The 23,991-nt window shown below is 64.5% G+C and carries 18 protein-coding genes and 1 tRNA gene; 11 read left to right on the top strand and 8 right to left on the bottom strand.

Annotated features, from left to right (window positions below; all coding sequences use genetic code 11):
• Nucleotides 1–30 precede the first annotated feature (30 nt).
• Entirely contained in the window at nucleotides 31–2,211 is a 2,181-nt protein-coding gene (gene uvrB, locus CCUG20998_RS11725) for an excinuclease ABC subunit UvrB (protein ID WP_012394180.1), read from the bottom strand.
• A gap of 185 nt (nucleotides 2,212–2,396) precedes the next feature.
• Here uvrB and CCUG20998_RS11720 point away from each other — a divergent pair, with 185 nt between their 5' ends.
• Nucleotides 2,397–2,837, top strand: a complete 441-nt coding sequence (locus tag CCUG20998_RS11720) for a ribonuclease FAU-1 family protein (protein ID WP_161965520.1) — start codon at nucleotides 2,397–2,399, stop codon at nucleotides 2,835–2,837.
• Nucleotides 2,838–2,899: 62 nt separating this feature from the next.
• Nucleotides 2,900–3,436 (top strand): DNA polymerase ligase N-terminal domain-containing protein, encoded by a 537-nt coding sequence (locus tag CCUG20998_RS11715; RefSeq protein ID WP_020728727.1) that lies wholly within the window; start codon nucleotides 2,900–2,902, stop codon nucleotides 3,434–3,436.
• A gap of 117 nt (nucleotides 3,437–3,553) precedes the next feature.
• Here CCUG20998_RS11715 and coaE read toward each other — a convergent pair whose 3' ends face one another.
• The 3 genes from coaE to polA all read right to left on the bottom strand — a co-directional run bounded on the left by coaE (nucleotide 3,554) and on the right by polA (nucleotide 9,280).
• Nucleotides 3,554–4,780 carry a dephospho-CoA kinase gene (coaE, locus tag CCUG20998_RS11710; RefSeq protein ID WP_020728726.1) on the bottom strand — a complete coding sequence of 409 codons (1,227 nt, stop codon included), beginning with the start codon at nucleotides 4,778–4,780 and terminating at the stop codon, nucleotides 3,554–3,556.
• A 12-nt stretch (nucleotides 4,781–4,792) separates the two neighbouring features.
• On the bottom strand, nucleotides 4,793–6,238 hold the full coding sequence (gene rpsA, locus CCUG20998_RS11705; RefSeq protein WP_011739733.1) for a 30S ribosomal protein S1: 1,446 nt from the start codon (nucleotides 6,236–6,238) through the stop codon (nucleotides 4,793–4,795).
• A 381-nt stretch (nucleotides 6,239–6,619) separates the two neighbouring features.
• Entirely contained in the window at nucleotides 6,620–9,280 is a 2,661-nt protein-coding gene (gene polA / locus CCUG20998_RS11700; protein ID WP_103654038.1) for a DNA polymerase I, read from the bottom strand.
• Between the two features lie 142 nt (nucleotides 9,281–9,422).
• Here polA and CCUG20998_RS11695 point away from each other — a divergent pair, with 142 nt between their 5' ends.
• Entirely contained in the window at nucleotides 9,423–9,863 is a 441-nt protein-coding gene (locus CCUG20998_RS11695; protein ID WP_011739731.1) for a Zn-ribbon domain-containing OB-fold protein, read from the top strand.
• A complete protein-coding gene (locus tag CCUG20998_RS11690) occupies nucleotides 9,863–11,065 on the top strand; it encodes a lipid-transfer protein (RefSeq protein ID WP_012394175.1) in 1,203 nt (400 codons plus the stop codon). The genes CCUG20998_RS11695 and CCUG20998_RS11690 overlap by 1 nt, the downstream gene beginning before the upstream one ends.
• A gap of 44 nt (nucleotides 11,066–11,109) precedes the next feature.
• Here the strand turns inward: CCUG20998_RS11690 and CCUG20998_RS11685 are convergent, their stop codons facing one another.
• A complete protein-coding gene (locus CCUG20998_RS11685) occupies nucleotides 11,110–11,727 on the bottom strand; it encodes an ANTAR domain-containing response regulator (protein ID WP_036455613.1) in 618 nt (205 codons plus the stop codon).
• A gap of 126 nt (nucleotides 11,728–11,853) precedes the next feature.
• On the opposite strand from CCUG20998_RS11685, the gene CCUG20998_RS11680 reads away from it, so the two are divergent.
• The 7 genes from CCUG20998_RS11680 to cydC all read left to right on the top strand — a co-directional run bounded on the left by CCUG20998_RS11680 (nucleotide 11,854) and on the right by cydC (nucleotide 20,025).
• A tRNA-Leu gene (locus CCUG20998_RS11680) sits at nucleotides 11,854–11,930 on the top strand.
• A gap of 98 nt (nucleotides 11,931–12,028) precedes the next feature.
• Nucleotides 12,029–13,369: an adenylate/guanylate cyclase domain-containing protein gene (locus CCUG20998_RS11675; protein WP_020728721.1), complete on the top strand. Its 1,341-nt coding sequence runs from the start codon at nucleotides 12,029–12,031 to the stop codon at nucleotides 13,367–13,369.
• Nucleotides 13,370–13,431: 62 nt separating this feature from the next.
• Nucleotides 13,432–14,010: an HdeD family acid-resistance protein gene (locus tag CCUG20998_RS11670; protein WP_011739729.1), complete on the top strand. Its 579-nt coding sequence runs from the start codon at nucleotides 13,432–13,434 to the stop codon at nucleotides 14,008–14,010.
• Nucleotides 14,011–14,113: 103 nt separating this feature from the next.
• Nucleotides 14,114–15,571, top strand: a complete 1,458-nt coding sequence (locus CCUG20998_RS11665) for a cytochrome ubiquinol oxidase subunit I (RefSeq protein WP_012394172.1) — start codon at nucleotides 14,114–14,116, stop codon at nucleotides 15,569–15,571.
• 47 nt (nucleotides 15,572–15,618) lie between these two features.
• On the top strand, nucleotides 15,619–16,659 hold the full coding sequence (gene cydB, locus CCUG20998_RS11660) for a cytochrome d ubiquinol oxidase subunit II (RefSeq protein WP_020728720.1): 1,041 nt from the start codon (nucleotides 15,619–15,621) through the stop codon (nucleotides 16,657–16,659).
• Nucleotides 16,660–16,721: 62 nt separating this feature from the next.
• Nucleotides 16,722–18,344, top strand: coding sequence for a thiol reductant ABC exporter subunit CydD (cydD, locus tag CCUG20998_RS11655; protein WP_020728719.1), 1,623 nt, complete (start codon nucleotides 16,722–16,724; stop codon nucleotides 18,342–18,344).
• Nucleotides 18,331–20,025: a thiol reductant ABC exporter subunit CydC gene (cydC, locus tag CCUG20998_RS11650; protein ID WP_050674522.1), complete on the top strand. Its 1,695-nt coding sequence runs from the start codon at nucleotides 18,331–18,333 to the stop codon at nucleotides 20,023–20,025. Before cydD ends, cydC begins: the two co-directional genes overlap by 14 nt.
• On the opposite strand, the gene CCUG20998_RS11645 is transcribed toward cydC, so the two are convergent.
• The 3 genes from CCUG20998_RS11645 to pyk all read right to left on the bottom strand — a co-directional run bounded on the left by CCUG20998_RS11645 (nucleotide 19,987) and on the right by pyk (nucleotide 23,942).
• Entirely contained in the window at nucleotides 19,987–21,387 is a 1,401-nt protein-coding gene (locus tag CCUG20998_RS11645) for a bifunctional lysylphosphatidylglycerol flippase/synthetase MprF (protein ID WP_020728717.1), read from the bottom strand. The two genes, cydC and CCUG20998_RS11645, sit on opposite strands and share 39 nt — an antisense overlap.
• 131 nt (nucleotides 21,388–21,518) lie before the next feature.
• On the bottom strand, nucleotides 21,519–22,424 hold the full coding sequence (locus CCUG20998_RS11640) for an acyl-CoA thioesterase II (protein WP_020728716.1): 906 nt from the start codon (nucleotides 22,422–22,424) through the stop codon (nucleotides 21,519–21,521).
• 99 nt (nucleotides 22,425–22,523) lie between these two features.
• Nucleotides 22,524–23,942 carry a pyruvate kinase gene (gene pyk / locus CCUG20998_RS11635; RefSeq protein ID WP_036455864.1) on the bottom strand — a complete coding sequence of 473 codons (1,419 nt, stop codon included), beginning with the start codon at nucleotides 23,940–23,942 and terminating at the stop codon, nucleotides 22,524–22,526.
• Nucleotides 23,943–23,991: the final 49 nt, after the last annotated feature.

Raw genomic sequence — 23,991 nt, 5'->3', positions numbered from 1 at the left:
ACCGTAGGAGGTGAGGAATCGCCGCCTGCGCTATTTCAACCCGGCGGCATCCATACCGCGCAACTCCTTCTTGAGATCGGCGATCTCGTCGCGGAACCGGGCGGCCAACTCGAATTGGAGGTCGCGCGCCGCGACCATCATCTGCGAGGTCAGGTCTTTGATCAGGTCGGCCAGCTCGGCGCGGGGCATAGCCGAGGTATCGCGACCCTCGAATACCCCGGCGCTGACGGCCCGGCCGGGTTCACCCTGGGCCCGCCGGCCCCGGGATGAGTTGCGACCCGACCCACCGATCGGAACTGACTCCGCGGCTTCGGTGTCGTCCGCCTCCCGGTAGACCTGGTCGAGGATGTCGGCGATCTTCTTGCGCAGTGGCTGGGGGTCGATCCCGTTGGCCTCGTTGTAGGCGACCTGTTTTGCCCGCCGCCGCTCGGTTTCGTCGATCGCTTCCTTCATCGAGTCGGTGATCTTGTCGGCGTACATGTGCACTTCACCGGATACGTTGCGGGCGGCGCGGCCGATCGTCTGGATCAGGCTGCGCGCCGACCTCAGGAAGCCCTCCTTGTCGGCGTCCAAGATGGCCACCAGCGACACTTCCGGCAGGTCCAGGCCCTCACGAAGCAGGTTGATGCCGACCAGCACGTCATACTCACCAAGTCGCAGCTGGCGCAGCAGCTCGACCCGGCGCAACGTGTCGACCTCGGAGTGCAGGTAGCGAACCCGGATACCCATCTCGAGCAGGTAATCGGTGAGGTCTTCGGCCATCTTCTTGGTCAGCGTCGTCACCAGCACCCGCTGGTCGGCCTCGGCCCGCTGCCGGATCTCGCCGATGAGATCGTCAATCTGTCCCTTGGTCGGTTTGACCACCACCTTGGGATCCACCAAGCCGGTCGGACGAATCACCTGCTCGACAAATTCACCGCCGGACTGGCTCAGTTCGTAGGGCCCCGGCGTGGCCGACAGGTACACCGTCTGCCCAATCCGATCGGCGAACTCCTCCCACTGCAACGGACGATTGTCCACCGCCGAGGGCAACCGGAATCCGAACTCCACCAAGTTGCGCTTGCGCGAAATGTCGCCCTCATACATGCCGCCGATCTGCGGAACGGTGACGTGTGACTCGTCGATGACCAGCAGGAAATCCTCCGGGAAGTAGTCCAACAGCGTTGCAGGAGCTGAGCCGGCGGGCCGTCCGTCGATGTGGCGCGAGTAGTTCTCGATGCCCGAGCAGAACCCGACCTGCCGCATCATCTCGATGTCGTAGTTGGTGCGCATCCGCAGCCGCTGCGCCTCCAGCAGCTTGCCGTGGCCCTCGAGTTCGGCGAGGCGCTCGGCAAGCTCCTCCTCGATCGTGGAGATCGCCTGTGCCATCCGCTCCGGCCCGGCCACATAGTGGGTGGCCGGGAAGATGCGTAGCGAATCGACCTGCCGGACCACGTCGCCGGTCAGCGGGTGAAGGTAATAGAGCGCCTCGATTTCGTCGCCGAAGAACTCGATGCGGACCGCCAGCTCCTCATAGGACGGGATGATTTCCACGGTGTCACCGCGCACCCGGAAGGAACCGCGAGTGAAAGACAGGTCGTTGCGGGTGTACTGCACGTCCACCAGCAGCCGCAGCAGGCCGTCGCGTGGGACGTCGGTGCCGACCTGCAGTTCGACCGAACGATCCAGGTAGGACTGGGGGGTGCCCAGACCATAGATACAGGACACCGAGGCCACCACCACCACGTCACGCCGCGACAGCAGCGCGGAGGTCGCGGAGTGCCGCAGCCGCTCCACGTCATCGTTGATGGAGCTGTCCTTTTCGATGTAGGTGTCGGTCTGGGCGATATACGCCTCGGGCTGGTAGTAGTCGTAGTACGACACGAAGTACTCGACAGCGTTGTGCGGCAGCATCTCTCGCAGCTCATTGGCCAGCTGCGCAGCCAGGGTCTTGTTCGGCGCCATCACCAGGGTGGGCCGCTGCAATCGTTCGATCAGCCACGCCGTGGTAGCCGACTTGCCGGTTCCGGTGGCGCCGAGCAGCACCACGTCACGCTCGCCGGCTCGGATTCTGCGTTCCAGTTCGTTGATCGCGGCCGGCTGATCGCCGGCTGGATCGTGCGGGCTGATTACCTCGAAACTGGCGCCGGTACGCACCACGTCATCGACGGCACGGTATTCCGAATGCGCGACCGGCACGTGGTCGGCAGGATGCTCAGTGGCAAAAGCCATGCCACCAGGGTAAAGGCAGACACCGACAAGAAGCCCGGCGAGCGTACCCGCAATGCCCGCCGGCACCCTGATGTCGGAGGGAGACAACCACGGGTCTGAGCGGTCGGTAGGGTGTCATCATTCATCCGCCCAAGCACGAATCCTTCGACGTGGCCGCCCGCACCAATACCGATCCCAAAGGCATCGTGCGGGCGGTCGATGAGTATGCGATGCACCCGTGGGGGCTCTACCTGGCCCGGCCCACTCCGGGCCGCGCCCAATTCCACTACCTCGAGTCGTGGCTGTTGCCGTCGTTGGGGTTGCGCGCCACGGTCTTCCACTTCAATCCGGGGCATGAGCGCGATTTCGACTATTACCTCGACGTGGGCGAATACACCGCGGGTCCCGCGAAATGGCACTCCGAGGACCACTACATCGACATCGAAGTTCGCACTGGTCAGGGCGCGAAACTGGCTGACGTCGACGAGTTGCTGGGCGCCTTTCACCACGGCCTGCTGACCCCCGAGGCGGCCGAGCAAGCGGTGCACAGGGCGGTGTCCGCGGTCGATGGGCTGGCCCACCACGATTACGACCTGGTGCGGTGGCTGGCGTCCAAGGGCATGGCGCTCACATGGCGGCCCACGTGAGCGCATCACCCGACGCCCTTTCTGGGTCGTTTCCAGAATTGGCTAGTGGGTAATCCTGTCGTATGCCCCTCCGCGACAACCGCCACAACTGGCAATCCGACCAAGGCGTCCGACACCGGGGACGGCGCCGCTGGAAGAAGCGCAAACCCGACGAAGGGCCGCGTTTTGTCGTCCAGCATCACGCGGCAGGCAGCGGTCACTATGACTTCCGCCTCGAGATCGGCGGTGTCCTCGTATCCTGGGCGATCCCCAGCGGTCCGTCGACCAACCCCGAGTACAAGCGGATGGCCCGTCGCACCGAGAATCACCCCGTCAAATGGGCCTCATCCAAGGGAGTGATTCCCGACGCCGCATGCGGTGCCGGCGTTGTCGTCGTCTGGGACCAGGGCACCTACGCCAACAGAACCCAACATGAAATGACCAAAGGGCTCGATCGAGGTCATCTGTCGTTTCACTTGCACGGCCAGAAGTTGAGGGGCGGCTACGCCCTCACCCGGATTCGGGAGGGCAGCGAAGAGGCCTGGCTACTGGTCAAACGCAGCGACGATCATGCCGTTGCACCCAGCCAAGCGATGGGAAACGAACCCGAATCGCCGTGACGTTACTCGCGCCCACCGACCGATCGGCACCACATGGGGATGGGCCGCCAACCGGTGGCATGGAATCGCAACAGCGCATCCCAAACTGCGAAACCGCGCGGCGCACCACCGGACCGGCTACGGCCGCCATCCGGTCGAGTCGGCCCACTCCCATGCCCGCCGGTAGGCGTCGAGAAACCAGGGCTCCTTTGTGGTGACGTAATGCTCCACGCCGCCGCCGCCAGCGAGCGCCGCCTGCTTTTCTGCGTCGCGCTTGATGGCCAGATAATCGGCGCGGGCCCCGGGATTGGCCCGCAGCCAGTCCACGAACAGCAGGGCGAACTGCTGATTGGGCCAGCCATCCACCCGAATGTGCACATTCGTCGGTCGGCCTGGGTCCGCGGAGGCATGAAAACGCTTATGCCACAACGCAGGGTCACGACCGTGGTCGTAGTGGTCGATGAGGCTGCGCGGGTCTTCTTTGGGGTTGTCCTGGGTGATGTGCTCGAGGCGCGGATAACCGGCCGAGCGCAGCCCCTCGGCCAGTTCGTCTGCTACCGCAAGTGATTCGACGGTGACCTGGATGTCGATGACGTCTTTGGCATCGAATCCCGCGACAGCGGTCGAGCCGATGTGGTCGACCCGCGACGCCTTGTGACCGCATGTGGTCTTGAGGCGCGCAACGATGCGCTGCGCCTGCTCTGGCCAACTTGGGTCTGCCGGCACCACACGGGCAGGAAACCGCGCAATCTGACCCACGCTCAGGTTGTGGGCGAAAGGCAGGATCCTGTTGTTCCACACGTCACGCGCACGCTCGACCAACGCATCGAGGCTGCCGGAATTGTCTAGCCAGACATCGGCGATGGCACGACGCTGCTCATCGCTAGCCTGTGCGGCAATCCTGGCGCGGGCATCGTCTTCGGACATGCCGCGCTGGTGGACCAGTCGTCGTAGCCGTACCTCCATGTCGGCATGCACGACAACCACGAGCGGGAACAGCGGAGCCATCCCCGATTCCACCAGCAGCGGAATGTCCTCTACGACAACCGCGTCATCGGATACTGCCGCGATGATCTCGGCGCGACGGCGGGCCACCAGCGGGTGCACGATGCCGTTGAGCTTCGAGCGTGACGCCTCATCCCGAAACGCCTTGGCAGCCAGCCCCGGCCGATCCAGTGCCCCATCGGGCAGCAGGATGTCATGGCCGAAGGCATCGACCAGCGCGGCCAGTCCTTCGGTACCCGGCTCAACTACTTCGCGAGCCAGCACATCGCCGTCGACGATGATGCCGCCACATTCTGCGAATGTCGCAGACAGCGCCGACTTTCCGGCACCGATGCCACCGGTAAGCCCGATGCGCAGCATCCGTGAACGCGACTACCCGTTACCTGCGAGCTTTTCGCGCAGCGCGGCCAGTTGGGCATCGCTAGCCAGCGATCCACCCGCGGACTTCTCCGAGGAGCTGCTGCTCGACGAGCCACCACCGTTGTCGCCATGTCCGGCCGCCTCCGCAGCAGCGAACTTCTCCATCTGCGTGGTGTGCATCTTGTGCCGGCGCTCGGCCTCGGCGTAGCGGGCTTCCCATTCGGCACGCTGGGTGTCGAATCCTTCCATCCATTCGTTGGTTTCGGGATCGAAGCCCTCGGGGAAGATGTAGTTACCCTGGTCGTCGTAGCTGTCGGCCATGCCGTACTTGGCCGGGTCGAACTCGTCGGTGTAGTCCTCGTTGGCCTGCTTGAGCGACAACGAGATCCGGCGACGCTCCAGGTCGATGTCGATGACCTTGACCATCGCGTCGTCGCCGACGGCGACCACCTGGTCGGGCACCTCGACGTGGCGCTCAGCCAGCTCGGAGATGTGCACCAGACCCTCGATGCCCTCCTCGACGCGGACGAACGCACCGAAGGGCACCAGCTTGGTGACCTTGCCCGGCACGATCTGGCCGATGGCGTGGGTGCGGGCGAAGTGGCGCCACGGGTCTTCCTGAGTCGCCTTCAGCGACAACGAAACCCGCTCGCGGTCCATGTCGACGTCGAGCACCTCGACGGTGACCTCGTCGCCCACCTGAACCACCTCGGACGGGTGGTCGATGTGCTTCCAGGACAGCTCGGAGACGTGCACCAGACCGTCAACACCGCCGAGATCGACGAACGCGCCGAAGTTGACGATGGAGGAAACCACACCCTTGCGGATGGTGCCCTTCTGCAGCTGGTTGAGGAATTCGCTGCGCACCTCGGACTGGGTCTGCTCCAGCCAGGCCCGCCGCGACAAGACAACGTTGTTGCGGTTCTTGTCCAGCTCGATGATCTTGGCTTCGATCTCCTTGCCGATGTACGGCTGCAGATCACGAACCCGGCGCATCTCGACCAGCGAGGCAGGCAGGAAGCCACGAAGCCCGATGTCGAGGATCAGACCACCCTTGACCACCTCGATGACGGTGCCCTTGACGGCCTCGTCCTTCTCCTTGAGCGCCTCGATGGTGCCCCAGGCGCGCTCGTACTGTGCGCGCTTCTTGGAGAGGATGAGCCGGCCCTCTTTGTCCTCTTTGGTGAGAACCAGGGCCTCGACCTCGTCGCCCACGGTAACGACCTCATTGGGGTCGACGTCGTGTTTGATCGAGAGCTCGCGGGCGGGGATTACCCCTTCGGTCTTGTAGCCGATGTCGAGGAGCACCTCGTCCCGGTCCACTTTGACGATGGTGCCTTCGACGATGTCACCATCGTTGAAGTACTTGATCGTTTGGTCTATTGCGGCGAGAAAGTCCTCGGCGGAGCCAATGTCGTTGACGGCTACTTGCGGCGAGGTGACGGTGGGACTCGGCATATTGTTGGGTTGCTCCGGACAGGGTCGATCGTAGGGACTTAGGACAATTGTTTTTGGTGTAACCCGCCATCGAGCACCAGCGGGTATGCGTCGAGGCTACTCGACGGCGTGCATGCTGGACAAACTCGGCCTGCCCAGCCGGTGAATCGTGATCAGCCTACCCTGCGGTGCCCCGCCGGCCCAGGACGGGTGTCCGCCAAAGCAGCGCAACCGCTTCCAGCAGCATCAGCGGCACCTGTACCAGCGGCGCAACCGGGTAGCCAGGCCCCGAGCGTCGGTTGAAATGAACACATCGTTGGCGATGACGATGCTCGACAGCGGGTCCAAATGAGCGACAAGCAGTGCGGCGTTGCAGAGCCAGCTCGGGCCGCGCGGCACCGATCAGTGCGCGGCCGAGTCCCAGCTGCGGCCGAAGCCGACCGACACCTCCAGGGGCACATCGAGCGGATAGGCGCTGCCCATCTTGTCGCGTACCAGTGCCTCGATCTGTTCGCGCTCGCCGGCCGCTACTTCGAATAGCAATTCGTCGTGTACCTGCAACAACATGCGCGACTTGAGGGCGTGTTCTTTCAGCGCCTTGTCGACCTCGATCATCGCCACCTTGATGATGTCGGCGGCGCTGCCCTGGATCGGTGCGTTGAGCGCGGCGCGCTCCGCTGCCTCCCGTACCTGTCGATTACTGCTGTCCAGCTCGGGAAGGTAGCGCCGACGCCCCAACACCGTGGAGGTGTAGCCGTCTTTGCGGGCCTGTTCGACGACGGCCATCAGGTAGTCGCGCACCCCACCGAATCGAGAGAAGTACTGATCCATCTGGACCTTGGCGTCCTCGGTGGAGATCTTGAGCTGGCTGGACAGCCCGTAGGCGCTCAGCCCGTAGGCCAACCCGTAGGACATCGCCTTCACCCGGCGGCGCAATTCACCGGTTACTTCCTCGATGGGCACGCCGAAGGCCCTCGAGGCCACAAACGAGTGCAGATCCTCGCCGGTGTTGAAGGCTTCGATAAGACCCTCATCGCGCGACAGATGAGCCATGATCCGCATCTCGATCTGGCTATAGTCGGCGGTCATCAGCTCGCTGTATCCGTCGCCGACCACGAAAGCGTCGCGGATCTGGCGGCCGGCGTCGGTACGGATCGGGATGTTCTGCAGGTTGGGCTCCGTCGACGACAACCGGCCCGTTGCGGCGATGGTCTGATTGAAGGTGGTGTGAATCCGGCCGTCGTCGGCGACCGAGTTCAACAACCCGTCCACGGTCACCTTCAGGCGGGTGACATCGCGGTGCGCCAACAAATGCTGCAGAAAAGGATGTCCGGTCTTGTCGAACAACGACTGCAGCGCGTCCGCGTCGGTGGTGTAACCGGTCTTGGTCCGCTTGGTCTTCGGCATTCCCAGCTCGTCGAACAGCACGACCTGCAGTTGCTTGGGTGAGCCCAGGTTGATCTGCTTGCCGATCACGGCGTAGGCGGCCTCAGCGGCATCGCGGATCTGGTCAGCGAACTGGCTTTGCAGCCCGCCGAGCATCGTCAGATCGACCGCGATGCCGGCCGTTTCCATTTCCGCGAGCACGTGTTGCACCGGCAACTCCATGTCGGCCAGCAACCCGGTGGAGTCGATCCTGTCCAGCTCGGCATCCAGCGCATCGGCGAGGTCTATGACGGCGCGCGCCCGCAGGATTGCAGTCTGGGCGGCCGCGACGTCGGTGTCGTCGTCATCGAGCAGCGAAAGTTGCTGCTGCTCAGGTGTTTCTGCCCGCAATTCGCGACGTAGGTAGCGCAGTGAGAGGTCGTCGAGAGTGAAGCTGCGCTGGCCCGGACGAACCAGATAGGCGGCCAGCGCGGTGTCGGAAGTGACACCGTTGAGCGTCCAGCCCCGGCCCCGCAGATCGTGGATAGCCAGCTTCGCCTCATGCAGTGCCTTGGGCTTGGCAGGGTCGGCCAGCCACTCACCCAGCGCCGCGTCGTCATCGGGGGTCAGCGTGGCGGTGTCGATGTAGCCGCCCTCGCCGTCGGCGGCGGCGAGGGCCAGTGCGGTGGCGTCGCCACCATGGGGCAGATGGGTACCCACGACCGTCAGGCCGCAGCGGCGCCCGTCCACGGCATGCTCGGCCAGCCACTGTGCCACTGCGCCGGGCGACACCGCACCTCCGCGAACGTCAAATCCCTGGTCGACCTCGGGTTCGACGGCGGCCAGCGTATCGAAGAGCCGGTCGCGCAGCACCCGGAACTCGAGGTCGTCGAACAGCCGGTGAATCTGGTCGCGGTCCCAGGGCTGCAGCCGCAAGGCCTCTGGGGTCTGCGCCAACGGCACGTCGCGCACCAGATCGGTGAGTTCCCGGTTGCGCACCACGCTGGCCAGATTCGCCCGCAGCGAGTCGCCAACCTTGCCGCGCACCGAGTCAACCTGGTCGACCAGCCCCTGCAACGAACCGTATTCGACAATCCACTTGGACGCGGTCTTCTCCCCCACTCCGGGAATGCCGGGCAGGTTGTCGCTGGGATCACCGCGCAAGGCGGCGAAGTCGGGATACTGCACTGGGGTGAGCCCGTACTTCTCCACGACGGCCTCCGGGGTGAAGCGGGTGAGTTCGCTGACGCCCTTGCGCGGGTAGAGCACGGTCACGTCATCGCTGACCAGTTGCAGGGAGTCTCGGTCGCCGGTGACGACCAGCACCCGGTACCCCTCCCCTTCAGCCTGGGTGGCCAACGTCGCGATGATGTCGTCGGCCTCAAATCCCGGTGCGGCCAGCACCGTGATCCCCAGCGCGTTGAGAACTTCCTTGGTGATGTCGATCTGACCGTGGAACTCGTCGGGGGTCGAGCTTCGATTGGCCTTGTACTCCGGATAGCGCTCGGAGCGGAAAGTCTGCCGTGAGACGTCAAATGCCGCCGCGATATGCGTGGGCGCTTCGTCGCGCAGGAGATTGATCAACATGGCGGTGAAGCCGTAGACGGCATTGGTGGTTAGCCCGCCGCGGGTCTTGAAGTTCTCCGCGGGCAGCGCATAGAACGCGCGAAAGGCTAGCGAATTGCCGTCTAGCAACATCAGCGTCGGCTTTGTGGATTGCTCGGTCGCGACACTCACGGCTCACACTCTAGGCATCCGGTGCGACGCGCCGACCGAGCCCAACCACCGGCAGAACTGCAACACGTTTCAGTTTTGTGCTCGTGCTGGGTAGGCTGGCCCGGTGCCAGAGGTCACCAGTCAACAACCGGCGGTCGCGGGTTGGTTCACCACCGATGAAGCCGGAAGCCCCCATCTGATCGGCAGTAAGTGCCCCCCGTGCGGTACTTATGTTTTCCCCCCGCGCGAGAACAACTGCCCCAATCCGGCTTGCGCCAACGACAAACTAGAGTCCGTTGCTTTATCCCGTCGGGGAAAGCTGTGGAGCTACACCGAGAACCGTTACGCTCCGCCCCCGCCCTACCCGTCCCCCGACCCCTTTGAGCCGTTCGCCGTCGCCGCGGTGGAGCTCGCCGACGAGGGGCTGATCGTGCTGGGCAAAGTTGTCGAAGGCACGCTGGCTGCCGACTTGAAGATCGGCATGGAGATGGAGCTGACGACCATGCCGCTGTTCACCGACGAGGACGGCGTCGAACGCATCGTGTACGCCTGGAGGATCGCCTGATGAGTGCCCCCGAACCCCTTTACATCCTTGGCGCCGGAATGCACCCGTGGGGCAAGTGGGGCAACGACTTCACCGAGTACGGGGTCGCTGCCGCCCGCGCCGCCCTGCGCGAAGCCGGTTTGGAATGGCGCCAGATCCAGCTGGTGGCCGGCGCGGACACCATCCGCAACGGATACCCGGGCTTTGTGGCCGGCGCCACCTTCGCGCAGAAGCTCGGCTGGAACGGCGTGCCGGTCAGTTCGAGCTACGCCGCGTGCGCCAGCGGCTCCCAGGCGCTGCAAAGCGCGCGGGCCCAGATTCTGGCCGGATTCTGCGATGTTGCGTTGGTGGTCGGCGCCGACACCACCCCGAAAGGGTTTTTCGCCCCGGTCGGCGGTGAGCGCAAAAACGATCCCGATTGGCAGCGATTCCACCTGATCGGGGCTACCAACCCGGTCTACTTCGCCTTGCTCGCGCGGCGCCGGATGGACCTGTACGGGGCCACCCTCGAGGATTTCGCCCAGGTGAAAGTCAAGAACTCCCGGCACGGCCTGCAAAACCCCAACGCCCGCTACCGCAAGGAAGTCTCGGTCGAGGACGTGCTGGCCAGCCAGGTAGTGGCTGAACCGTTGCGGTTGCTGGATATCTGCGCCACCTCCGACGGCGCGGCGGCCTTGATCGTGGCCAGCGCAAAGTTCGCTCGCGAACACCTGGGCTCGCTCGACGGGGTGCCATCGGTGCGCGCGGTCAGCACCGTGACCCCGCGCTACCCACAACATCTGCCCGAATTGCCGGACATCGCAACGGATTCCACGGCGGTAGTCCCCGCACCGGAGCGAGTGTTCAAGGATCAGATCCTCGATGCGGCCTATACCGAAGCCGGCATAGGCCCCGAGGACCTGAGCCTGGCTGAGGTGTACGACCTGTCCACCGCGCTAGAACTTGACTGGTACGAGCACCTGGGTCTGTGCCCGAAAGGTGAAGCCGAGGCGCTGCTGCGCAGCGGAGCGACGACCATCGGCGGCAGGGTGCCGGTCAACCCGTCCGGTGGGCTGGCCTGCTTCGGCGAGGCAATCCCCGCTCAGGCCATTGCCCAAGTCTGCGAGTTGAACTGGCAGCTGCGCGGTCAGGCCACCGGCCGGCAAGTGGAGAACGCCAGGGTGGGCGTGACGGCGAACCAGGGCCTGTTCGGGCACGGTTCCTCGGTGATCGTGGCGCGCTAGCGGCGACGCGCTGTGTCTGGCGTGACGGGTCGGCGCGCCCGGGACTAGGCCTCGTCGGGGGTATCCAGGGTTTCCAGGACCACCTCAGCCACCCGCTTCATGGTGGTCCGCCGGTCCATGGCGGCCCGCTGGATCCACTTGAAGGCCTCTGGCTCGGTCATCCCTTGTTTGGCCTGCAGCAAGCCTTTGGCGCGCTCAACGAGCTTGCGCGTTTCCAGACGGTCCGACAGTGTGGCGACTTCGTTTTCCAGCGCACTGATCTCGCTGAACCGGCTCACCGCCAGTTCAATCGCCGGAACCAGGTCACTGACGGTGAAAGGCTTCACCAGGTACGCCATCGCCCCGGCATCGCGAGCGCGTTCGACCAGATCGCGCTGACTGAACGCGGTCAGCACCACGATCGGCGCAATGCGTTTACTGGCGATCTCCGACGCGGCGTCGATGCCGTCGCGGCGCGGCATCTTCACATCCATGATCACCAGATCGGGCTTGTGCAGCTCGGCAAGCTCGACGGCTTCCTGGCCGTCGCCGGCCTCGCCGACGATGTCGTAACCCTCCTCTCGCAGCATTTCGGCCAAGTCCATGCGGATGAGCGCTTCGTCTTCCGCGATCAGGACTCGGCGTGTCTTCGCGGCATCGGCATCGGTGGTGGGGCCGGTCATGACGGACATTGTGACGTGAGCGGCTGGAATCAGGAACCTTGGGGGGCGGTGAGTCGGGACGAGGAGTCAAATCCACTATGGTTTGAGGCTCATCTAAGGTAGTAAGCCGCAACGGACAAGCGACAGGCCCTCGTATCCCAACTGGCAGAGGAAACGGATTCAAAACCCGTCCAGTGTGAGTTCGAATCTCACCGAGGGCACCAGCTCAGCAGCGAACTACCGGCGCAGCAAGCAGCCAAAACGCGCCGGGAGGTGGTCGTTCGACTGGGTAGACAACGAGCGCACCGGTAGGCTTTGAGCCGTGCCGGCCAAGAAATCGGCTAAGAAGTGTCGTACCGCACGGCGATCGTCTGAGGGCTTGCCCCGCCCGGACTCGGTCGCGGCCGTCCGCGAGCAAACCCGTGACCTCAATCAGCACTACGCCCACAGTGCGGCGCGCCGTGCCCGGGTCCTGAGCATCGCCGCCTTGTTGGCGGTGCTGATCAGCAGCAGCTTCATCCTGGTGCAATTCCTCACACAGGCGTGGATCTGGCAGATCACCCTGATCAACATCGCCGCAACGTTGGTCTTTGCGACCGTCCCGATGCTGCACCGCTTCGGGGAGCTGGTGGCGCCGCTGACGTTTGTCGGCGCAGCCTATGTCTCGGTTTTCGCCAGCTGCTGGAATGTGGGCACCGGGTCGGGAGCTCAGATGTTCTTCCTGGTGGGTGCCTGCCTGGTCGTGCTGGTGCTGGGCATTGAACACGTGGTGCTGGCGAGCGGCCTCGCGGCGCTCGCCGCCGCCCTGATCATCACCGTGGAATTCGTGGTTCCGCGTAACACCGGCGCCCAGTCGGCATGGCTCCAATCCCTCGGCTTCATCATCACCACCGTCTCCGCGTGCCTCCTGGTGTTCGTCACGGTGTGGTTTGCCCTCCGAGACACCGCGCGCGCCGAGGCCGTCATGGAGGCGCAGTACGACCGTTCAGAGGCGCTGTTGGCCAACATGCTGCCGGTGAGTGTGGCGGACCGGCTCAAGGAGCCCGAGCGAAACATCATCGCCGACAAATACGAAGAGGCCTCCGTGCTGTTCGCCGACATCGTCGGCTTCACCGAGCGCGCGAGCTCGACCGCGCCGGCCGATCTGGTTCGATTCCTAGACCGTCTCTACAGCGCTTTCGACGCCCTGGTGGACAAATACGGGCTGGAAAAGATCAAGGTCAGCGGCGACTCCTACATGGTGGTCAGCGGAGTGCCACGGCCACGGCCCGATCATGTGCAGGCGTTGGCAGATTTTGCGCTCGATATGGTTGATGTCGCCGCCGGCATGAAAGATCCGCACAACCGCTCAGTGCCGCTACGGGTCGGCCTGGCCACCGGCCCCGTCGTCGCGGGTGTGGTGGGCTCACGCAGGTTCTTCTATGACGTTTGGGGCGACGCCGTCAACGTTGCGTCCCGGATGGAATCCACCGACTCGGTGGGCAAGATCCAGGTGCCGGATGAGGTCTACGAGCGGCTCAACAAAGACTTTGTGCTCCAGGAGCGCGGACACATCAATGTCAAAGGAAAAGGTGTGATGCGCACCTGGTATCTGATCGGCCACAAGCCGATCGACGAACCCACCGCCGTGCCCGCCGATGAGCCGAACGCCGCGCGCGTCTAGTTTTCGACACGTCCGGTCGGCCCACTAGACACAACCCTTTGCCCCTTTGCCAGGACCGTCACATGTGTCACACTGCGGCCATGGAAACCTCACCTGTCCCAAGCTTGTTACCGCATCTGTGGAAGTCAACGCTGACATCGGGAATCCTGTCGCTGATCCTTGGCGCGTTAATCCTGGCCTGGCCAGGAATTTCGGTCTTGGTTGCTGCCGTCGCCTTCGGCGTCTACCTCATCCTGACCGGGATCGCGCAGGTCATGTTCGCGTTCAGCCTGCATGTGTCGGCGGGCAGTCGAATCCTGCTGTTCATCAGCGGCGCGGCTTCGCTGATCCTGGCCGTGCTGGCCTTCCGCCACTTCGGCAATGCGGTCTTGCTGCTGGCCATCTGGATCGGCATCGGATTCATCTTCCGCGGCGTCGCCACCACGGTGTCGGCAATCAGCGACCCCACCCTGCCGGGTCGCGGATGGTCGATTTTCATCGGTGTCATCAGCCTGATCGCCGGCGTGGTGGTGATGGGCGCGCCGTTCGAGTCGATCATCACCCTGGCCATCGTCGTGGGCGTGTGGCTGGTGGTCATCGGCGCGTTCGAAGTCGTGTCGTCCTTCGGTATCCGCAAGGCATCTAAGTCGCTAGGGCTCTGACCCTCGGGCCGGGTGGCTCAATTGACGCTAGCGTCGGAGCCGCCCGGCCTACTACACTTCGTCGTAGCACGGTAAGACCACCCGCAGGCCCGGGAGATGGCACATGAATGTCGTCGATGTTTCGCGTTGGCAGTTCGGTATCACCACCGTCTACCACTTTATTTTCGTACCGCTCACGATCGGCCTTGCTCCCCTGCTGGCCATCATGCAGACGGCCTGGGTAATCACCGACAACCCCGCGTGGTACCGACTGACCAAGTTCTTCGGGAAGTTGTTCCTGATCAACTTCGCCATCGGCGTGGCGACGGGGATCGTCCAGGAATTCCAGTTCGGAATGAACTGGAGCGAGTACTCACGGTTCGTCGGCGACATCTTCGGCGCCCCCCTGGCCATGGAGGGCCTGATGGCCTTCTTCTTCGAATCCACCTTCATCGGATTGTGGATCTTCGGCTGGAGCAGGTTGCCCCGCCTTGTCCACCTGGCCTGCATCTGGATAGTCGCGATCAGCGTGAACGTGTCCGCGTTCTTCATCATCACGGCGAATTCGTTCATGCAACACCCGGTCGGTGCGCACTACAACCCCGAAACCCACCGCGCCGAACTGAACAGCATCGTGGCCTTGCTCACCAACAACACCGGACGAACCGCATTTGCCCACACGGTCACGGGCGCATTCCTCACCGCCGGGACGTTCGTCGCCGCCGTGAGCGCCTGGTGGCTGGTGCGTTCCAAGAATTCCCCCGTACCGCCTGGTACCCGGGCCATGTACCGTCCGGCGACCATCTTGGGGTGTTGGGTGGCGTTGATCGCCACGGTCGGCCTGTTCTTCAGCGGCGACTACCAAGGCAAGCTGATGTTTCAGCAGCAGCCGATGAAGATGGCTTCGGCAGAGTCATTGTGCGACACCCAAACCGATCCGAACTTCTCCATCCTCACGGTGGGTCGGCAGAACAACTGCGATGGCCTCACCCGAGTCATCGAGGTGCCCTACGTATTACCGATCCTGGCGCAGGGCAGGCCGACCAACGTCACCCTGCAAGGCGTGCGTGACCTGCAACGGGACTACCAACAGCGATTCGGTCCAAATGACTACCGCCCCAATCTCTTCGTCACCTACTGGTCGTTTCGCGCCATGATCGGATTCCTGGCAATCCCAGTCCTGTTCGCGTTGCTTGCGCTGTGGCTGACTCGCGGTGGACGCATCCCGGACAAGCGTTGGTTCGGATGGTTTGCGCTGCTGACGATTCCGACTCCGTTCCTGGCCAACATCTCCGGGTGGGTGTTCACCGAGATGGGCCGCCAGCCCTGGATCGTGGCTCCGAACCCAACCGGTGACCCCAACGTTCGGCTCACCGTCGCAACCGCGGTGTCCAACCTGACCACCGCCACGGTCGTCACCTCCCTGGTGACATTCACGCTTGTCTACGCGGTGCTCGCGGTCATCTGGTTTTGGCTGCTCAAACGCTACATAGTCGAGGGCCCGCTGGAACACGACGCCGAGCCTGCTCCGCCACGCGCACCCGACGACGACGAGGTAGCACCTCTGTCGTTCGCCTATTGAGACCGGGCAAGGCCCAAGCCACCAACTCAAGAGAAGGGAGCTGACCGTTGGGACTCCAAGAGTTGTGGTTCGCTGTCATCGCGGTGCTGTTCCTTGGATTCTTCATCCTCGAGGGATTCGACTTCGGCGTAGGCATGCTGATGGCACCCTTCGCACATTTCGGCACGGGTGATCCGGAGATCCACCGGCGCACCGCTCTCAACACCATTGGACCGGTTTGGGACGGCAACGAGGTGTGGCTGATCACCGGCGGCGCGGCCATGTTCGCCGCATTTCCCGGCTGGTACGCCACGGTGTTCTCCACGCTGTACTTGCCGCTGCTGGCCATCTTGTTCGGCATGATCGTGCGCTCGGTGGCCATCGAGTGGCGCGGCAAGGTCGATGACCCAAAGTGGCGGGCGCTGGCCGACTTCGGCATTGCAGCCGGGTCCTGGTTGCCGGCCATACTCTGGGGCGTCGCATTCGCCATCCTGGTGCGAGGCCTGCCCGTCGATGCCAACGGTCACGTGGCCCTGTCAATCGGCGATGTGCTCAACGCGTACACCCTGTTGGGCGGATTGGCCACCGCCGGCCTGTTTCTGTTCTACGGGGCGGTGTTTGTCGCCTTGAAGACGGCGGGCCCGATTCGCGACGACGCATACCGGTTTGCCGTCTTGTTGTCGCTTCCCGTCACGGTCCTGGTCGCCGGATTTGGGGTTTGGACCCAGTTGGCTTATGGCAAGCAGTGGACCTGGGCCTTGCTGGGGGTGGCCGTGGTTGCGCAGCTGGCGGCGGTGCTGCTGGTCTGGCGACGCGTATCCGATGGCTGGGCGTTCCTCTGCATCGCGGTGGTAGTGGCGGCCGTGGTGCTCCTGCTGTTCGGTGCCCTATACCCGAATCTGGTGCCGTCGACGCTCAACGAGCGATGGAACGTAACGATCTACAACGCCTCCTCGACGCCCTACACGCTCAAGATCATGACCTGGGTTACCGCGTTGTTCGCCCCGCTGACGGTGGTCTACCAGGCCTGGACGTACTGGGTCTTCCGGCAGCGGATTTCGGCCGAGCGGATACCGCCGTCGATAGGTCTGGCTAGGCGCCCCTCCTGACCGCAAGGGCCTCGACCACCCGCGCGCCACTGGACCCGCGGCTGTGGCGGGCGTCGGCCGCGTTGCGGTGCTATCTGATCGCCTCGGTGACCTGCGGAGTGGTCATCTCGGGCTGTGCCATTGCCTCGGCGATCGTGCTGGCGAGCATGGTCGCGCGCGTCGCCAGCGACCCCTCGGCACGGTGTTTACGCTGCTGGCTGGGCTCGCTGTTGATGTTGTCGGCGCTGTGGGCGTTGCGCGCGGTGACGCACTGGCTGCAGGCGCGCCTGGGCCAGCGAGGGGCCAGCGCGGTGATCGCCGAGCTCAGTGGGCAGGTGCTGGAGTCGGTGACGGCCCGCCAGCCCAACGAATTGGCGGCACAACGCGATGCCGCCGCGGTGGTGGTAACCCGCGGACTGGACGGCTTGCGACCCTATTTCACCGGCTACCTGCCCACGCTGTTTCTTGCGGCGATCCTGACCCCGGCCACCGTGGTGATGATCGCGGTCTACGACGTGAAGTCGGCGCTGATCGCGGTGATCACCCTTCCACTGATCCCGGTCTTCATGGTCTTGATCGGGTTGGCTACCGCTGAGCGGTCAGCGGCGGCTCTGGCCGCAATGGCCACCTTGCAGGCCCGATTGCTGGATCTGATCGCCGGAATCCCCACCCTGCGGGCGCTGGGCCGAGCCTCCGGCCCTGAACAACGCATCGCCGAGCTCAGCGCCGCGCATCGGCGCTCGGCCCTGGCGACACTGCGAATTGCCTTCTTGTCAGCTCTGGTGCTCGAACTGCTGGCGACTCTGGGCGTGGCTGTGATTGCCGTCAGCATCGGACTGCGCCTGGTGTTCGGTGAAATGACACTGACCGCCGGTCTCACGGTGTTACTGCTGGCCCCGGACGTGTACTGGCCGCTGCGCCGCATTGGCGTGGAGTTTCACGCCGCCCAGGACGGGAAATCCGCGGCCGACCAGGCATTCACGCTCATCGGCGAAACGGCTTGCACCCCACCGGCTCGACGAGCGGTAACCGCCCGTGGGGCGACGATCCACCTCCAAAATCTCAGCGTCACCGGACGCGACGGCCGATCACCACACAACTTGACCGCCACCATCGAACCCGGCCAGGTGACGGTGCTGACCGGACAAAACGGCGCGGGCAAGAGCACCACACTGCAGCTGATCGCGGGGCTCACCACGCCGTCAAACGGGCGGCTTACCGTCGCTGGAATCGACATCAGCGAGCTGGATCCCGTCGACTGGTGGCGCCAGTTGTCCTGGTTGCCGCAGCGTTCGGTGCTGGTCCCCGGAACGGTCCGTGACAACCTGGTGCTACTTGGTGAGCTGGCCGATTTGGACAGCGCCTGCGCGGCGTCGGGCTTCGACGCGGTCCTGGCTGAGCTCCCGGACGGATTGGACACGGTGCTGGGCCGAGACGGCGTCGGTTTGTCGCTCGGGCAGCGACAACGTTTGGCCCTGGCCCGCGTCCTGGGATCGCCTTCCCCGGTGCTGCTACTCGACGAGCCCACCGCACACCTGGACTCGCACACCGAGGAGCAAGTGCTGCAGGCCATCGCCGAACGGGCCCGCACCGGTGCGACCGTGGTGGTGGTCGGACATCGCGAACCGGTGGTTGCCATCGGCGACCAGGTAGTCGAGGTAACCCGCGACGGACTCGATACTCAGGCCGGCTATGTCCCGGTCTGATTCCCTATCGGCCGCATGCGACCTGTTGCGTCCGAGGCTGCCCCGGGTGCTCGCCGCGATCGCCCTGGGGGTGTTGTCCCTGGGCAGCGCCCTGGCACTGGCCGGCGTGTCGGCCTGGCTGATAACCCGGGCATCGCAGATGCCGCCGGTGCTTGACCTATCGATCGCCGTCGTCGCGGTGCGGACGTTCGCGATCTCGCGGGGCGTTCTGCACTATTGCGAGCGACTGGCCACCCACGACATCGCGCTACGCGCGGCAGGCACCGCGCGTGCCCGGATCTATCAGCGACTAGCCGAAGGACCGGTATCAGCGGCATTCCGGTTATCCAGCGGCGACCTGGTGGCGCGCGTCGGTAGCGACGTTGACACCTTGGCTGACGTGCTGGTGCGCGCCCTGGTTCCGGTGGGCGTGGCGGCGGTGCTGGCACCGGCTGCGATCGGGGTGGTCGCGGTCATATCACTGCCGGCAGCTGCCGTATTGACGATGTGCTTCATCGTGGCCGGGATAGTTGCGCCGTCGCTTGCCCGCAGAGCGGCGCAATCACAGGAAGCGCTGGCCCGCCAGCATCATGCCGGCCGGGATGAGTCGGCGATGGTCGCCCTCGAACATGCCCCCGAACTCCGGGTCGGCGGCGTGCTACCTGCAGTGATCACGAAATCACAACGGCAACAACATGCCTGGGGCGAGGCCATGGATGCGGCGGCGCGTCCCGCCGCGATCGCCGAAGCCGTACCGACAGCGGCAATCGGAACAAGCGTGCTCGGAGCGGTGGTGGCCGGAATCCTCATGGCCCCCACCGTCGCGCCCACCACCCTGGCGGTCCTGATGTTGCTGCCCCTGTCTGCCTTCGAGGCCACCAACGCTCTCCCGGCCGCTGCAGTTCAGCTGACCCGGTCCCGAATCGCGTTGCACCGGTTGATCGAACTCGCTGGGCGCGACGTCAACCCGCCGACCGATACCGCGATCGCAACGCTGGAATCCCCCACGCTCGGCCAGCTGTCAGCGGATATCTATTCCGGCCATTGGCGGGCCCACGCCACCCGGACCACGATCGAGCTGTCACCGGGGGCTCGGCTGGCCGTCACGGGCCCCAGCGGCTCCGGAAAGACGACCCTACTAATGACCCTGGCCGGGCTGCTATCGCCGCTGCAGGGGCAGGTGCTATTGAACGGAATCAGTCTGACCCGGTTCGATGACGCCGAATTACGCAGCACCATTGGGTTTTTCGCTGAAGACGCGCACATCTTCGCGACTACCGTGCGCGACAACTTGCTGGTTGTCCGCGGAGATTGCACCGATGACGAGCTGGTGACCACCCTGGATAGGGTCGGCCTCGGCGCGTGGCTCGCCGGTCTTCCCCACGGCCTGTCGACGGTCTTGATCGGTGGCGCGCAGGCGGTCTCCGCGGGCCAGCGCCGACGGCTCCTGCTCGCCCGCGCAGCGCTTTCGCCCGCCCAGATCGTGTTGCTCGACGAACCCACCGAGCACCTCGACGCAACCGACGCCGATCGCATTCTTCGTGACCTCCTGTCCTCGGAGACCGGTCTGCTACCCGTCGCCAAGACCGTCGTGGTGGCCACCCACCACCTCTCCGAAAACATTCGGTGTGACCGGATGAACATCCCTTCCCGGCAAGAGGTCTCACCGAAGGTGACGCCGACGCGGCATGAACTCCAGTGAGAGCAGTACGACCAGCAGCGGAATGACCTGAGTCACGGTGATCAACGCATACCGCCGCTGGTCGAGCGCGTGGAACTTGCACAGGTAGCGGTATAGCGACTCGAGGGAGATCAAGGGGTCAAGCAAGTGGATCAACAGGTAGAACAGGCGCTGCGGCCGGCTACGGTGACACTCGTCGAAGATTTCCGGAAACGCCGCGAATGCCAGTGACAGTCGCTGCGCCCCCGCGTCTTTGGCAGCAATGATCATGTCGACGCTGAGCCGTTCGTCGATCCCGTTCGGGGCCCCACTCCGACGCCACGGCACATCCAGGGAATAGTCGCTACCGCGCCCGGCCGTCGTGAACCGGTCAAATCCCTGTACCCGCCCGGAAACATCGCGAGCAATGATCAGCTGCACCCCGGGGTATGTACCTTCGAGCACGCCGTCCAGACTCATGCAGAAGCCACGGTCGTTTCGGGCCCCTTTGGGTGATGCCAGCAGCATCTCGGCCAGCTCTGCCCGCCGTGTGTCGTCGAGCTCCTGCTCGGCCACGATTTCGGTGGTGATGCCCGCGTTGCGGGTGCGCTTGACGGCCTGACGCAGGTTGCGGAACTTTCGGCCCACCATGGCGAAGCTCCGCACGTCGATGACGACATCGCAACCGATGGGAACCGCGCGCAGGGATTGGCCGACCACCGCACGGTCAGCCCATAGGTCGAGCCGCCGCTCGCTGCAAGCCAAGACCGCGATCCGCCAGCCGTGGGTGTGACACATGGCGGCGAAGTCGGCGATCAGTTGCGGAAACTGCGATTCCGCACCAATCGGGTCGCCGGCGACGACCGCAAAACCCATCCGCGTCCGATATGCCAGCGCCGCGGTGCCGGCCGCGCTGAAGTGATAGCACTTGCCCGCCTGCATCGCGAACGGCGCCAACGGATCCGCACTGGTGGCGTTGATCAAGGCCCACACTCGCGGTAGGTCCCCGGGCCGCGGATGCGCCGACGTTGGCCACATCAGCACCAGTCCCGATCCGGCGATCAATAGTTCACCGGCCAGACTAAAAGACAACACATGCGCGCCCAGGCCAAGGACCAGGATCAAGGCGGCCACAATCGCATGCATCGCAGTCACCGGGCGCCCCAGGAAGATGCCTCGCGCGATCAGCGCCACCGCGGCCAGCACCGTCAACGACCAGCTCAGCCGGCCAGCGGCCTGCCAATCCTCGTGCCGGTAGTTTCGGGCCAGCAACGCAATGAGCCAGCAGGCCGCGCAGAACACCGCCAGTGCCCCAACGCAGCGGGCGGTGACAGAGTCGACGTTGACGACAACGCGTTCGCGTGCCCGAACGCGCGGCACAACCTCGACCGACGATCCGTCCACACTCACCTCCCGACAGCGCGATTCTCAGCTGGGCGGTGCGCCTACTACCAGGAACGTTACGCCTGAGCAGAGCCGGACCGGCCCAGGTTCAGGTGCTTGTCGTCGCCGCTGCGCGCATCCTCGCGCGGGGTCTATCGTCGTGCGGCGGGGAAATACTTCAGCACGCCTTCCTGCACCACCGTCGCCACCGGCTGGCCGGCGCGATTGAAGAAGTGCCCAGTGCCCAGGCCGCGTGAGTCTGCCGCCACCGGTGACGATGTGGAATACAGCACCCAATCGTTGAAGTCGACCTGCCGGTGAAACCACACCGAATGGTTGGCCGAGGCGGCGAAAATGCGGTCAAACCCCCAGGACAGGCCGTGGGTGGTGATCACCGAGTCCAGCACGGTGGTATCCGAGGAATACAGCATCGTCGCGGTGTGCAGGATCGGATCGTCGGGCAGTTTACCCAAAGCCTTTACCCAGACCCGGTTGTAGTGAAGCCGCTCCCCCTTGTCACGCATCACCCAGGACGGATCGTTGGTGTAGCGCCATTCGATCGGCTGCAGCGCGTTTACGAAGTGCGGAACGGTCTCCTCGTAGCCGCGCAGCAGCTCGCCAATGGGCGGGCGAGTTTCTGGATCGGCCACCGGCGGCGGCTCGACACCATGCTCGAGCCCACGCCCGCCCGACATGTAGGAGATCATCGCCGAGGACAGCAGCGTCTCATTCTGCACCGCGTCGATCCGTCGATTGGCGAAACGACGCTCGTCGCGCAGCCGCACCACCTGGAATTCGATGTCTTTCGTCGTGTCGCCACCGTTGATGAAGTGCACCGAGAGCGCGCTGGGCGGTAGATCGTCTCGAAGCAACGTGCGGCTGCTGGCAACAAATGACTGAGCCATCAGCAGCCCACCGAATGTTCGCATCGGGTTCTTGCTGGGATGGGCCCCGATGAACCGATCATCCGCGACGCGTTTGAGGTCTAGGACCGCGAGCAGTTCCTCGAAGTCCGACTTGGCTTCGTCTCGCACGTTGGGCTCATCGCCGGCCGGCATGGGCTCGCTCTCCTCCAGATTCGGTGGCCCAGCTCAGGCGGCGCTTCGCGGTCGCGCGGATTCCTGGGTGGGACTCAATTCCCCGGCTCCTGGGCCAGGTTAGACGTCGTCCTCACCGATCCGGTGCACGTGAATCAGATTGGTCGAACCCACGGTCCCCGGCGGTGCACCCGCGACGATGACCACCAGATCACCACGCTTGTAGCGGCCGAGTTCTAGCAGCGATTTGTCGACCTGCCGGATCATGCCGTCAGTCGAGTCCATCTCCGGGACGATGAAAGTCTCGGTGCCCCAGGTCATCGCGAGCTGACTGCGCACCTCGGGCCAAGCGGTGAAGGCCAGCAGCGGCAATGGGGTATGCAGCCGAGCAAGCCGTCGCACGGTATCGCCGGACTGAGTGAAGGCGACCAACGCCTTGGCGTCGAGTCGTTCACCGATGTCGCGGGCCGCATAGGAGATCACTCCCCGCTTGGTGCGCGGCACATGGGTCAACGGCGGGGCCGCCGTCGAGTTCTCTTCAACCGCGCAGACGATGCGCGACATCGTCCGGACCGCAGCAAGTGGGTACTTGCCCACCGAGGTCTCACCGGACAGCATCAGGGCATCGGCGCCGTCAAGCACGGCGTTGGCGACGTCAGAGGCCTCGGCACGGGTGGGCCGCGAGTTCTCGATCATCGAGTCGAGCATCTGGGTCGCCACGATCACCGGTTTGGCGTTCTCCCGGGCGATCTGGATGGCCCGCTTCTGTACCAGCGGGACCTCTTCCAGCGGCAGCTCTACCCCCAGATCGCCGCGGGCCACCATGACGGCGTCGAATGCCAACACGATGGCTTCGAGATTGTCGATCGCTTCGGGCTTTTCCAGCTTCGCGATCACCGGAACTCGCCGGCCGATCCGGTCCATCACCTCATGCACGAGTTCCACGTCCGAAGGCGACCGCACGAAGGACAGCGCGACCATGTCGACACCCAGATTGAGCGCGAACGTGAGGTCGTCGATGTCCTTCCCCGAGAGCGCCGGCGCAGATACATTCATCCCCGGCAGGGAGATTCCCTTGTTGTTGCTGACCGGGCCGCCTTCTACGACTGTGCAGACCACGTCGTTGCCGTCGATGTGATCGACGATCAATCCGACCTTGCCGTCATCAACGAGCACCCGGTCACCGGCCACGGCATCCTGGGCCAGCCTCTTGTAGGTGGTAGATACCCGGTCACGGCACCCTTCACACTCCTCGACCGTGATCCGGACCGTGTCCCCGTCAGCCCAATAGGTCGGGCCATCAGCGAAGCGGCCCAACCTGATCTTCGGGCCTTGCAGATCGGCGAGCACGCCGACCGCGCGCCCCGTGGCGTCAGAGGCAGCACGCACGCGCTCATATGCGGCTTCGTGATCCGGGTAGTCGCCGTGGCTGAAGTTCATTCGGGCGACGTCCATTCCGGCTTCGACCAGCTCTTTGACCAAGTCGTCCTGTTGCGTAGCCGGCCCGAGGGTGCAGACGATCTTTCCGCGTCTAGTCACGCCGTCAAAGCATAGTCGTGGTTGTGAGTCGCCGGTGTTTCGCACTGAT

Origin of the sequence: Mycobacterium marinum (genome assembly GCF_003391395.1) — a bacterium.
GTDB classification, from domain to species: Bacteria; Actinomycetota; Actinomycetes; order Mycobacteriales; family Mycobacteriaceae; genus Mycobacterium; species Mycobacterium marinum.
This window is presented reverse-complemented; position numbering and strand designations above follow the sequence as displayed.

Excerpts from the sequence above, each read along its gene's own strand:
- uvrB (WP_012394180.1), bottom strand. The coding sequence starts at position 2,211 with ATGGCTTTTGCCACTGAGCATCCTGCCGACCACGTGCCGGTCGCGCAT.
- CCUG20998_RS11715 (WP_020728727.1), top strand. The coding sequence starts at position 2,900 with ATGCCCCTCCGCGACAACCGCCACAACTGGCAATCCGACCAAGGCGTC.
- coaE (WP_020728726.1), bottom strand. The coding sequence starts at position 4,780 with ATGCTGCGCATCGGGCTTACCGGTGGCATCGGTGCCGGAAAGTCGGCG.
- rpsA (WP_011739733.1), bottom strand. The coding sequence starts at position 6,238 with ATGCCGAGTCCCACCGTCACCTCGCCGCAAGTAGCCGTCAACGACATT.
- polA (WP_103654038.1), bottom strand. The coding sequence starts at position 9,280 with ATGTTGCTAGACGGCAATTCGCTAGCCTTTCGCGCGTTCTATGCGCTG.
- CCUG20998_RS11690 (WP_012394175.1), top strand. The coding sequence starts at position 9,863 with ATGAGTGCCCCCGAACCCCTTTACATCCTTGGCGCCGGAATGCACCCG.
- CCUG20998_RS11685 (WP_036455613.1), bottom strand. The coding sequence starts at position 11,727 with ATGACCGGCCCCACCACCGATGCCGATGCCGCGAAGACACGCCGAGTC.
- CCUG20998_RS11670 (WP_011739729.1), top strand. The coding sequence starts at position 13,432 with ATGTGTCACACTGCGGCCATGGAAACCTCACCTGTCCCAAGCTTGTTA.
- CCUG20998_RS11665 (WP_012394172.1), top strand. The coding sequence starts at position 14,114 with ATGAATGTCGTCGATGTTTCGCGTTGGCAGTTCGGTATCACCACCGTC.
- cydC (WP_050674522.1), top strand. The coding sequence starts at position 18,331 with ATGTCCCGGTCTGATTCCCTATCGGCCGCATGCGACCTGTTGCGTCCG.
- CCUG20998_RS11640 (WP_020728716.1), bottom strand. The coding sequence starts at position 22,424 with ATGCCGGCCGGCGATGAGCCCAACGTGCGAGACGAAGCCAAGTCGGAC.